This window comes from Pseudomonas sp. EMN2, assembly GCF_009650555.1.
GTDB classification, from domain to species: domain Bacteria; phylum Pseudomonadota; class Gammaproteobacteria; order Pseudomonadales; family Pseudomonadaceae; genus Aquipseudomonas; species Aquipseudomonas sichuanensis.
Window position 1 is genome coordinate 58,591 of sequence record NZ_VZZR01000018.1, and the last position, 12,228, is coordinate 70,818.

General features: G+C 52.5%; 9 protein-coding genes. All 9 read left to right on the plus strand.

Translation table 11 applies throughout. The features are described 5' to 3' along the window. Positions 1-14: 14 nt before the first annotated feature. The 9 genes from F6X61_RS07155 to F6X61_RS07195 all read left to right on the plus strand — a co-directional run bounded on the left by F6X61_RS07155 (position 15) and on the right by F6X61_RS07195 (position 11,638). On the plus strand, positions 15-2,081 hold the full coding sequence (locus tag F6X61_RS07155) for an ATP-dependent endonuclease (RefSeq protein ID WP_153785998.1): 2,067 nt from the start codon (positions 15-17) through the stop codon (positions 2,079-2,081). After that, complete coding sequence (locus tag F6X61_RS07160) at positions 2,074-3,807, plus strand: UvrD-helicase domain-containing protein (protein ID WP_114763378.1); 1,734 nt, start codon at positions 2,074-2,076, stop codon at positions 3,805-3,807. The genes F6X61_RS07155 and F6X61_RS07160 overlap by 8 nt, the downstream gene beginning before the upstream one ends. A 1,550-nt stretch (positions 3,808-5,357) precedes the next feature. After that, complete coding sequence (locus tag F6X61_RS07165; RefSeq protein ID WP_153785999.1) at positions 5,358-6,305, plus strand: phage integrase N-terminal domain-containing protein; 948 nt, start codon at positions 5,358-5,360, stop codon at positions 6,303-6,305. 91 nt (positions 6,306-6,396) lie between these two features. Beyond that, complete coding sequence (locus F6X61_RS07170) at positions 6,397-6,708, plus strand: hypothetical protein (RefSeq protein ID WP_114763376.1); 312 nt, start codon at positions 6,397-6,399, stop codon at positions 6,706-6,708. A 162-nt stretch (positions 6,709-6,870) separates the two neighbouring features. Beyond that, positions 6,871-7,131 (plus strand): hypothetical protein, encoded by a 261-nt coding sequence (locus tag F6X61_RS07175; protein ID WP_153786000.1) that lies wholly within the window; start codon positions 6,871-6,873, stop codon positions 7,129-7,131. Beyond that, positions 7,128-9,050: a hypothetical protein gene (locus tag F6X61_RS07180; RefSeq protein WP_153786001.1), complete on the plus strand. Its 1,923-nt coding sequence runs from the start codon at positions 7,128-7,130 to the stop codon at positions 9,048-9,050. Before F6X61_RS07175 ends, F6X61_RS07180 begins: the two co-directional genes overlap by 4 nt. A gap of 61 nt (positions 9,051-9,111) precedes the next feature. Further along, on the plus strand, positions 9,112-9,474 hold the full coding sequence (locus F6X61_RS07185; RefSeq protein WP_114763375.1) for a hypothetical protein: 363 nt from the start codon (positions 9,112-9,114) through the stop codon (positions 9,472-9,474). Between the two features lie 734 nt (positions 9,475-10,208). After that, positions 10,209-10,415, plus strand: a complete 207-nt coding sequence (locus tag F6X61_RS07190) for a hypothetical protein (RefSeq protein WP_125857202.1) — start codon at positions 10,209-10,211, stop codon at positions 10,413-10,415. Positions 10,416-10,855: 440 nt separating this feature from the next. Then, the gene (locus tag F6X61_RS07195; protein ID WP_153786002.1) at positions 10,856-11,638 is read left to right on the plus strand and encodes a hypothetical protein; all 783 of its coding nucleotides are present in this window, start codon (positions 10,856-10,858) and stop codon (positions 11,636-11,638) included. Positions 11,639-12,228: the final 590 nt, after the last annotated feature.

The following is a 12,228-nucleotide window of genomic DNA, read 5'->3' on the forward strand; positions in this document are numbered from 1 at the left end:
TGGGGGAGGGAAATATGTACATCCAGCAAGCCGAGATAAAGAATTTTCGTCTGCTATCCGATGTAGAGCTTGCGCTTGAAGCACAGACTACAGTCATCGTAGGACGAAATAACAGCGGCAAAACCTCCTTATCAGAAGTCATTCGCAGGCTTCTCGCTGACGGTAGCGTCGCGTTCCAGCTAGAAGACTTTTCGAGCGTCTGCTATGACGACTTCTGCAAAGCACTGGTAGCTTTCAACGAAGGGCAGGACGAGGCTGAGCTTCGAAAGCTCATTCCAGCCATAGAGCTGCGCCTATCAATTCAATACGATCCAGCCCAACCGCAGTTGGGGCCACTTAGCCCGTTCATTATCGACTTGAACCCCGCATGCACTGAGGCTCGGGTAGTCATTCGCTATGAACTGAAGGATGGCCAAGTTGCACATCTTTTAGATGGACTGCCGAAGGAGCCTCTCACCCCCGAGACTCGGGTAACGTTCTTCCGAACACTCAGAGAGCGAATCCCTACCGAGTTCGCCACAAAAATTTGGGCAGAAGACCCTAACGATGTAGAAAATCGTCGACAGTTACAACCCGGCGTGCTTCGCAGCCTAATTAAGACTGGCTTCATTAATGCACAACGAGGGCTGGATGATGTCACATCACGCGAGTCGGATGTATTAGCAAAGATTGTTGAAAGCCTATTCGCCACTGCCTCTTCCTCCACGGCGGACTCCGCCGACAAACAAATTGCGGCCGCTCTGGAAGGGGCTGTACATGACATCCAAAATCAGATAGATGAAAATTTTGGCGGACAACTAAAAAGTCTGATCCCGGCACTAAAGACCTTTGGCTACCCCGGACTTGGAAGCCAGGAACTGCACACAGAAACACTGCTTGATGTTCGAAAGCTTCTTTCAAACTTCACAAAGGTTCGTTATACAGGATTTAGCGGCATCACCTTACCAGAGTCCTATAATGGGCTAGGAGCCAGAAACCTTATCTTTATACTTCTTCAGCTTGCAGGCTTCTACAAAGCCTACCGAGCTGAAACCACTCAACCTGGGATACATTTGATTTTCATTGAGGAACCGGAGGCACATCTTCACCCTCAAATGCAGGAGGTTTTCATTAAGAAACTCTCCGAGATCGCCCAGAAGCTTGTTGATGGCACTGAAGACAAACGACCATGGCCAGTCCAGTTCGTTGTTTCCACGCACTCCTCTCATATAGCCAACGCAGCAGGCTTCGAGAGTATTCGCTATTTTCTCAGCACTGCAGCAGTCGATGCCCAAGATGGTATGCGGATTATCAAAATCAAGGATCTGCGAAAAGGCTTAAAACAGACCAATAGTGACGACAAGAAGTTTCTTCACCAGTATATGACCTTGACTCGTTGTGATCTTTTTTTCGCCGACAAAGCAATCCTTGTAGAAGGGCTCAGCGAACGACTATTGCTCCCCGTCATGGTAGAAAAACTTGAAAAAGAATCTCCCGAGGCACCAAAACTATCCAGCCAATACATCACCATCTTGGAAGTCGGCGGAGCTTACGCACAGTTATTTTTCGAGCTACTTCAATTCCTCGAGCTTCAAAGCTTAATCATTACGGATATCGACGCTGTTGAAAAACCTGGCGGCGAAGCATGTGCAGTTCATCTTGGCCAGCACTCCAGCAATGCATGTATTAAAGCATGGTTCTCCAACGACAACCCCTACACGTTGAATGGCCTGCTGGCAAAAAAAGAGCCCGACAAAATAAAAGATGGCAATCGGATTGCGTACCAGTGCCCTGAATTAGAAAACGGTCCATGTGGGCGTACATTTGAAGATGCATTCATACTTGCCAACTCAAAAACATTTGGTCTAACAAGCACCTCTCCCAATGAACTGGAAATTGAAGCTCGCACCCAAGCTTCAAAGTGGAAGAAATCAGAATTCGCATTGAAGTATGCGATTTCAGAGAAAAACTGGTCGGTTCCTACCTACATTGCAGATGGGCTCCGCTGGCTAGCACCAGAAGTTATCCGCCCTGATCTAGCCTTAGCGTTAGCCGTCGAAGCAGCCATCGACCTGCCCGAAAAAGGTACCGACCATGACTGAAGTTGAATCTCCAGCAGAAGCCGCAAGCCGCCGCGCTTTGGAGGCTATGTATGCCTGCCTTGAAAACGGGCAAAGCTTCAGACTAGAGGCCGGGGCAGGAGCCGGCAAGACATACTCGCTGATCAAGGCACTTAGATATTTAATCAATCGCCACAAGGATACCTTTCCAAGGTTCGACCAAAAAATCGCTTGCATAACCTTCACGAACGTTGCAAAAAGCGAGATTGAAGCACGTACAGACAAAAGCCCCCTTATCTTCTGCGAAACAAACCATGCATTCTGTTGGTCGCTAATAAGCGGCTTTCAAAAGCCGCTACGCGCATTAGTTGAAGCAATGCCAGCTTGGCAAGAGAAAATCGCAGAGGTCGGTGGGAGCTTAGGCGATCGTACAATTGAATACAGCCTCGGCTATCGCTCCGTAAAGGACGATCGGGCGTCGATTCATCATGACGACGTGCTACCGCTCACCATATCGCTCATGGAGCATGAAAAGTTTCGGCGCATGATCACTAGTCGATATCCAGTTATCTTGGTAGACGAGTATCAAGATACAGATAGCGACTGGGTTGAAGCGATCAAAACCCGCTTCTTAGGACAACCTGGTACGCCAATGTTTGGTTTTTTTGGTGATCACTGGCAGAAAATCTACGGCAACGGCTGCGGAAAACTCGACCATCCAGCAGTAACTGAGATTGGGAAAGAGGCAAACTTCCGATCGTCTAAGCCCCTGGTGGACTGTCTCAATCGAATGCGTCCAGGGCTCCAGCAATGCGTAGAAGACCCTCAAGCTTTCGGTCAAGTCTGGGTGTTTCACACTAACAATTGGCAGGGACAACGACAAACTGGCGGGCACTGGGGAGGAGATCTACCCACTGATGAAGCCCAAGCTGCGTTAGAGCGCGTCAAAGCCACCTTGGAACAGGAGGGTTGGGATTTCTCTCCTGAGCACACAAAGATCCTCATGTTGACGCATCGGCTACTTGCAAGCCAGCAAGGCTACCAAAGCTTGCCGACCACCTTCCGCTACAACGAGTCTTTTACAAAAAAAGAAGACGCCCATATAGCTTTTTTTGTCGACCAGCTTGAGCCTGCATGCGATGCGTTTATTGCGCAAAAATACGGTGCGATGTTCGATGCACTAGGCGGTAATGTGCCGCTGCTGCGCAGCCATGCAGATAAAGTCGCTTGGCACGAAGCTATGACCCAGCTTGTGGCTCTTCGAGAAACTGGAACAGTTGGCCAAGTGACCGATTTTATGCTTGCTCGGCGACGTCCTAGGCTGCCAGACACGCTGGAAAAACGTGAACGAGCGCTGCGAGACTTCGATAAGACAGCCGGCGCTGAGATACCTCGAGTTCTGGCAGAGCTGGAGCAGTTACGCAATGTTTCCTACTCGGAGATCAAAGCACTACGAAAATACCTTGATGGCCATTCTCCCTTTGAGACTAAGCATGGCGTAAAAGGAGCGGAGTTCGAGAATGTCCTCGTTGTGGTCGGTCGAGGATGGAATCAATATAACTTCGGTGAGATGCTTACTTTGGCAGGCGCCCAACGCGTACCGGCTGCAAGGGAAGCTGCTTTCGAACGTAACCGAAATCTATTCTACGTGGCTTGCTCAAGGCCACAGAGGCGCCTTGCCATCCTGTTCACACAGGAGCTCACCCCTGAAGCGATCGGCACACTTGAAGCTTGGTTTGGCGGTGAATCTGTAGCAACCGCCCCATAAGGGGCGGTATCTATTATCAACGAGGCCACCACTCTGTAGGGATATGGCTTGCGCAGCCAAGGCAACCAAATCCTCCAGTACCATCCCATCTCAGCACGAATTGATCTGCTCCAGTCAATTGGAGCCCTCCCCTCCCACTCCACAACTCAACTGTGAACTCCTGGCGGCGGTTCTCCCGTCCTTGGTCATCGAACCACCGCATAACGGCATGACCATTAGCTAGCTCGAGTAAAACGTAGCCTGCTCGCCATACAGCAGTACTCGCGAACACGCCTTCTGTCGGTCGAGTGTCAATGCATCCTGCGAGGGTTAGCAAAATGCATGTGGCCATCAGCCATAGCGGTTTCATGAATCTGACTTCCCAGTAGTTAACCCGAAAAGGGAATCTGCAAGGGAATGGGTCAACATCCAAGCCAAAACCGGTAGCTGAAATCCCTTGAAAAGCCTAAGAGCGCCGATTTGGCTCAGGGCAGCTTAGGGCGGGAAAAGGGATATTTGGGTGTTTTCTAAGGCAACAAATGACGGGAAAAGGCGTAGAAGGGGATTTTTCACCGAGCCTTTTTGAGGCGATCAACGGCACAAAAGGGTAGGAAAGGGAATCTCTCGGGCATTCTTGGGGCGCTTTGGGTGCTTTTTGCCTGGATCTGGCAGTGAGGTGGGATAGCTCTGCGTCACTACCATTAGGTAGTGACGCAGAGCGTAGGCCCGCAAAGCGGGCCCAAAAGCGGGTGCATTTATGCACCCGTTGAAGCTTGCCTTTCAGGCTGTAAGCCCCGCTACGCGAGGCTTACAGCCAATTTTGTTTTCAGAGCAGTCTTTTGGCTTGCTTCGATTTATTGGATATGTTTTTCTGGTGACGGCCACGTGATGGCCCCTAATTCTCACCGTTAGCCGGGTCGAAAATTTCCGATTCCGGTTGCGGGGGATGATGCAGCCAGCCAGCAATTCTGGTGCTGCATCGTCGCCGCCTCTGATCTGTGAATTCACTCGTCAGAGGCGGCAAACGCTCCAGGGTTGGCAACCTGGCAGCGATGATTCATCGCCCGACTCCTGGTGGCGTCACGCCAGGCGATCAACAGAACCCTCGGCTGTTGTTCGTGAAATTGAGGGTCGTCCAGCTCTGGACGTAAAACTGAGTCGTTGTAGGCGCGAAAACTACACCGGCTCAAACGAGCCGCCTCTACGTGGTCCACCGTAGGGTGCCCCTCCAACTGACCTCGGTCAGGCTGTCGTTGTGGACACGGCATTGCACCGGCTCAGCGTGCATTTGGTTGCAGCTCGTCCTCTGGGATTGAGCGCACCAATTCCGTAACCGCGACTCTCCGAGTCCGCTCGTTACGGCGACCTCCTTAGGTCATTAGCAACGTCGTTCCGATCCTGGCCTTGGCCAGCTCCCTTCACTCAGTGATTGGGACAGGAACTAACACTTACCGCTCATCCTCGACGTTGCGGCCGCCCGAGATCTGGACGGAATTTCAGCCCTAGCCTTTGAATGGAACGGGCCGGGTCAATGTGTTGACCTTGCTTCAGATATTCACTGAGCGATGGTTATGGACAAACTCGAATGGGATTGGGTGCAGACACAAAAACACAATCGCGACGGTTCTTTCTCCACGCAATCAGCACGACGGGCCACCCTCAGCCTATCGGCACGACAGCTCCGAGAACTTGGCTATAGGAACCTACGTGCTGATCGTGTCGCCCAAAAGCACCTACGAGCCTTGGTAGGTAAATGGAAAGGTGACGGCCTAAGCCCCGCCACGATAAAAAACCGGATGGCGCATCTGCGCTGGGCCTGCGAGAAGGCCGGCCGGCCCGGCGTTGCCGGGTTGAGAAATGATGACCTCGGTATCGAACGTCGCCAGTACATTGCTCGCGAATCCCGTGCTACCGCTTTGACTGTAGGGGCTCTACAGCAGGTACATGACCGCCATATCCAGTTCAGCCTTCGTCTCCAGGCCGAGTTCGGTCTACGTCGCGAGGAGTCAATTAAATTCCGGGTCGCGGAAGCAGACAGAGGGACCGATCGCATTGCTCTGGCGGCTTCCTGGTGCAAAGGGGGCAGGGCTCGAGAAATCCTGATTCGGACTCCAGAGCAGAAAGCACTGCTCCGCGAGCTACACGACTTCTGCGGAACCTCAAGCCTAATCCCTGCTCACCTCTCGTACGCGCAGCAGCTCAAACGGTATGAATACCAAACCAATGCAGCCGGGCTCCATAAAAACCATGGATTGCGCCACCTCTACGCACAGACTCGATACCTTCAATTGACAGGGAGACAGTGCCCAGCGGTACAACGAACCCTGTCGACACAGGCTCATTTTGTTGGCGGAGAAAACGGGTGGTTTGGACAAGTGATACGGCCAATACCCCAGCTTCCAGAAGGGCTTACTTCCGCAGGGCTTGATGATCGAGATGCCCGCCAAATCATCACGGAGGAACTCGGCCATGGCCGCATTTCAATCACGAACTCTTATCTGGGATCTACCCGCGGATAAGTCGGAATTCCAGCCCTAAGGTTTGACTGGAGTCCAATCCCCCAGCGTGCTCTTTAGGCATGAGGTACCAACTGGCCAATAGGAGCATCCAATGAATGAAACTCAGGTTGAGAAAATCGCCACACAATATGGGATCAACCAACCCGATGCAGGTCGCCTCCTTTCGGAGGCAAGTAAGCTCTGCGCCATCGCGGACGAGCACGGTGAGGTCGATCTGAATGATGCCTGGTTGGTGAACCAGATAGGCATGCAGGAAACCCAGAAATCCTGGCAGGAGCATCATCAGGTAAACGTCGAGCGGGCGCCATATTGGTTGGTGATGCTCGACACCACTCCCGTACCTATCATGGGCCCCCTCGATCCTGATCTGATCGACATTTTAGTAGGTAGGGTGCTCGTTTGATCCGTTCAGCACGGGCTCTCGCAACGTGTGAGCCCGTGCACCAAGTCAGAATCTTACAAGCTCTCCCCCTCCTACCATAGGCGAAATTCAGCCCCCTATTTTGGCTGGAATCCGTCTAACACCTGCGTTTTGCTGGTCGCGCAAACCTCGCAGGAATTCTCAATGGACAATTTCCAAATACTGATCCTGGTGCCCCTGATCGCTCTGGGCCTTTATCGTGTTAGCACCAAGCCTGGCATCCACGCCGACCGCCTGCTCTCGCGGCGTAACCGCACGCGCATCGCACACCTGATCACATTTGGACTCGCGCCCGGAGCCCTGCTCGGATATGAGGCCTGGGGCACTGTAGGCGTCGTAGCCCCCTTCGTGCTCGGCGTGGCGCTGATCTGCTGGCTGCTACCCGAGCAGTGGAGGGCCCTATGATGGACGCTGAGTCACTCCGAAATTTCGACTGGATCTTCTCCACATTCAGCGGCGTCGTAGAACAGCTAATCGTTGCCACTAGCCCGCTGATGATCGCCATAGGTCATGCCACTGGCTCTCTGTTTGTCAGTGGCGCCGCAATCATGCTCATCATGGTGCTGATTGGAGTGCTCGGTCAGAACACAATGCGACAAGGCGTTCTGTCTGGTGCTCTAGTGCTGTTAGCCGTTGGCTGGGGGCTGCAGCCTCAGAAGCTGACACTACCCTCAGGAACAGTTGTCGACTCAGTCAACCTAACCACCCACGGCGCAACGCTGGCATTCTCCATACAAAAAATTTTCAGCACTGCCATGCAGCGCGCCCTGGACGAACGATTTAGCGACGCGGGGCAGTTTCTGCCGGCGCAAAGTGTCACTGACTCGGCTGTTGAGCGGACCGCATCGCAGTTCGCGAATACTGATCTGGCGAGACTCATCCGGGACTACAATGCGCAGTGCAACCCGTCACCGGAAATGTTCAAAAAGGCCCAGGACGCTGTGCCTATTGAGGCATATCACGCTGTTGGCCTCATGGGTGGTGGTGGGCTGGGGATGCCAGACTCCGACATCGGACTGATGGCACAGCTATCCAAAGCCTGGCACATCCGATTTACACCCTATCAATGGTTAGACGTTCTCGATCTGAACACGATCCAGAGACGCCGAGCTGCCGGCATTGCAGCTCTCAAGGAGAAAAATGACCCTTTCGTAAGTCAATCGCCATATAAGTTGCCAACAAAAGGGTATTGGCTCGGGGCGTATCGTGGCGAAGAAGGGACCACCCCCGACTACCTCTCAATTGGCGATGCACCTGGTGCGTTAGCATCAGCAATGGAAAAACGGGCTCAGGCATGGAAAGAATCCGAGGGGAAAGCAACCGCTCAAGGATTCTCGCCAAGCAACTGCTATGAGGCATACCAAGTCGCACAACTTGGTGCCGAGCAGGCGTATAACGCCCTCGTCGAGACTGGAAGCAAAGCTTCCGATGGTCAATCAGCAAATACAAATAGCGGTGTGGTAGGGGCTGCTCGAGCCCTGCAACGGACCATAAACCGATCCCTCAATGATGGAAAAGCAGAAAGTAGTTTGTGGTCGGACTTAGTCTCCGGCTCAGTAACCGGTCTGCAGTTAATCAAATCGCTGTCCAGTTACATTGATTTGTACACGCTCTTACCTCTTTATGTTGCCGGCTGTGCAGCCCTCCTATGGCTTGTGCTCACCACCATGCCGATCTATCTGATGATGGCCCTCATCCGAGGCATTACCAGCCTAACCAATTGGCTGTCCCTCCTGGTGTTCCCTGTCTTACTTGTGATCATGGCCCAGTTGGTAACAGTCGCCGCGTCGATCTCTATAGGCAGCGTGGCTGTAACTCAGGCTGCTGCTGTTGCCGGTTGGCAAGGGGCCAGTGCAGATCAAGATCTAGTACGAGGATCTCTGCTGCTGGTATTCGCGCTAATCCTTCCTGTGAGCGCCTTCATGGCGATGAAGATCACAGGCGTTGTCGTCGGGCCTCTGGGCGCTGCCGCCCAGAATGCAGCAACAACGATTCCCGAAGCGGCCTCCGTAGTGGCAGGGATCGCGATGCGCGTCATTTCCCGAGGCTGGTCCGCAGCAATGGAGAGCGACAATAAGCACCCTGGCGGCCCTTCGGGAGGAGGCGACGGCGGAGGAGGCTCCGTGGCTGACCAGGGGACACAACAGAAAGTACGAACCGCGCAGGAGGTCAGTTCCGGCGGTGGGTGGTCCTCAACAGGCAACACTTCTGCACGTTCGTCCATCCCCCCTTTGGTTCCAGGAGTGGCAGCAAACGAGGGTCGTTTCAGCACCGGGAGAACTCCACGTAGCCAGAAAAGACGTCCGAAAAAAAATGACGACTGATAGCTTCTGGCACACCGCAAACAGGGGGATGGTCAGGCTTCCCAACCAATGGAGCCTGACCATGAGTACCACTTACAGCGATTTCCTAGAGCAACAGCATGACTTGGCAGACAGCCCGCCGCGAGATTTGCGTTGGCTACTTGATGCCATGTTGAGACTCAGCCATCGCTACTGGACCCTGGACGATGACCCTAGATACCTCCGCCCGCAGTTAATCGGCTACTCCCTGTATTTCTGCCAAGGTCTATCCGGCGTTCGCCCTTCAGCTCCGGAGCTGGACGACTTGGAACTTGAGTTGCTGCTAGGCGAGGTGAATTCGCGCCTAGGAATCGGAATTGAAGTTCAGCGGTTGCATGAGCGCGAGCTGGAACGACGCATGAGTTCACTACCTGCTCCAACAGTTGACTACCTGGGGAGGGCCTAGGATGAATATTCGGCTCTTGATAGTAGCCGCTTGGCTTTGCTTGGTCATTCCGACAATTGTTTTGATCAACATGGCAAACTCATACATTCCTCTACCATATCCACCAGTTTTGTTCTGGGCGGCAATGTCTTGGGTACATACAGCATATCTCGCATTGTTTTGCTGGCTTATCGGGCAACGTGAGGCAGCAAAGTTATTTATATGCGTGATGATCGGCCTACCGATTGGAGTTTCGATCTCTTTGATAAAGACATGAGCAAGAAGGAAAAGAAATAATTATGAGGAAAGCTATTCAGTTAGCATCAGCAACCTGCTTAGCTGCAGCACTCTGTGCTTGTAGCCCACCAGGAGCAGAGCCAAATGGCACCTACAAGTCAGATCCTCGCATCAAACTAGGTAGCGTTTGCGTCTGGTACTGCTGGATCAAAAAGGAGAGCTACCTAGACCGACTAGAGCGGTTCTATGGACTGTCTGGATTTTTCTCACTCCCTAATCATTACGAAATCCGTTTTGCCCTGAAGGAACTCCGCTACTACGTTGCAGTGAAAAGGGATTCTTTGGGACTTCCCCCCGTAAATAGAGAGGACTGGGCTGGACACATGAAGGCCTACACGAAGAAGAGGCTATTCGGCGAACGTCACTACCCCCCACTGACAAACGATCCGGAGATAGCGGAGCTGACATTCCTACAGCAAGAAGCGAGACGCCTGGAACGTCTCTCGGAGAATACCTAAATGACAGATCCCGAACGTTACCAACTGCGTGCGATCGCCCTCCTCAGCACCGACGAAATCGCTAGGGCTGCCCTTTTGGCCATCCTGGGAGAGACCCTCGACGAGGCGCGCCAGCATCTGACTGAATCCTGCTGGGGAGAAGACCTGCATACCGACCAGGAAATTCAACGCCGGCAGTTGGCTGCACAATTTGGGTTGGAAACCTGAGAAGTAGCCGTTATGATTCTATTCGCTTGGCCGGTCCAGCGTACGAGGCGGAGGGGTAAATCCAGCGTAGTCGCTGCGTGTGGCAGGTACTGAGAGGCGGTTCGATCTGAATACAGACGATCTCCTCCCTTTAGCAAGGGGCCTCAGAGCCCCGCTCTCCCCACCCCATAGGGAGTAAAGAATGAGGAGCCTGAGGCTCCTCTTTTCGCTTCAGTCCTCTGCTTTTCCTCCCGATCCCTATTCGTTCTACCGGCTAGCACTAGTCAGTTTTTTGATGTCAAAATGCCAGCGCAAGCTCTACAAGAGCTGCCTCGCCCTGCGTGCTGGTCGGCTTCTGCCACACGTGGTGCGGAATTAGGGTTACCAATCTGGCCACGCCTGCAGGCCAGACTCTAATTCGTTTAGCTCTCAATGAAAGGACTTAGTCTGTGAACCACATAATGAAATTTGCAGCCGCACTCGTAGCCGTTGGAAGTCTGGCAGGATGCGGGGGAGAAGATTTTAGCGGCGCTTACGGAACGGATGGCCCTTACGGCAAACATCTAGTGCTGAATATTACTGGTGACAATGCCAAATTTTTCATTGTAAATAAGTCCACAGCAGAAATCAGCGGCTTGACCGATTTCGCAGTATCTTATAAGAATGAGAAGCTTCTGTTGGACTCGTCTAAAGAGAATGTACATCTGACGTTCAAACGTGCTGAAGATGAGCGCGGACTGAACTGTCTAAACTGCAGCGAACGCTCGATCCGGCTGCCGATCGACTGGGCACTACTCAATTCTGAGCCATACGACGTAGACTCGATGCTGAAAGCGCAAGAAGAGAAGCGCCAAGCGGCAGAAAGAGAAGAGGAGAAACGTAGGGCTGAAGCTGCAAAGCTGGTTAAGTTCAGTGGTGACTGGGTAGCTAAACGTCACTATAAAGATGACTCTCTATTCATTATGTCGATAAGCCCTGAGAAAGGCGTGAAACACTGGGCATTCACTTACAGCACTGCGAACAAACTAATCTCGACGGATCGTAATTTCGAAGTGGATGGCAATGAACTGGTGCTTCTCTCCAGAGACTCATCAACGAAGTACGCCCTGAACGAAGATGGAACAAAATTGATGTGCACCAACTGTAATTCTGAGAATTACTGGCTCAAGGCCGATCCGGTGAAGGTTAACGACCTGGATTACACTCGAGCCCTTGCCGGCAATCCTCAAGAGCAACATAAGTAGACATAGGATAGGCTCCGTATCACTAGCGATACGGAGCTCTACAGCTAGTCTTTTTCAAAACCCATGAGAAGGAGATCAGCAATGGCTACAGAACTGCGCCCAGCACGCGGGCATCCGGAAGGAAGCTCATCAATACCCCATTTCTCAATTCGAGGAACCGATATCTGCCCAGCTCGTGGCCATCCTGATGGCACCTCCTCCATACCCCACTACCAGATCCGAGGCAGTGACATCTGCCCAGCGAGAGGGCATCCAGAGGGCAGCTCCTCCATTCCGCACTTCACCATCCGTGGCATCGACGTTTGCCCTGCAAGAGGCCACCCTGGGGGAAGTTCATCCATCCCGTGGTACACACTGCGTTAACGCGGATGAGGTAGAAAAAGGTACAACAGAGGTACAGTGCCAAGTGCCTCATGATTTACCTAAATTTGATAAATCTATGAAAATCAATTAGTTGTAGCAGTTGTATATTTCCCTGGATTTGCTTAGATTTACCTAGTGTTGTGGTGTTAGGCCACAACTCATAATCCTTTGGTCCACGGTTCGAGTCCGTGTGGGCCCACCAGAAATACAAAAGCCGCGCTGATGCG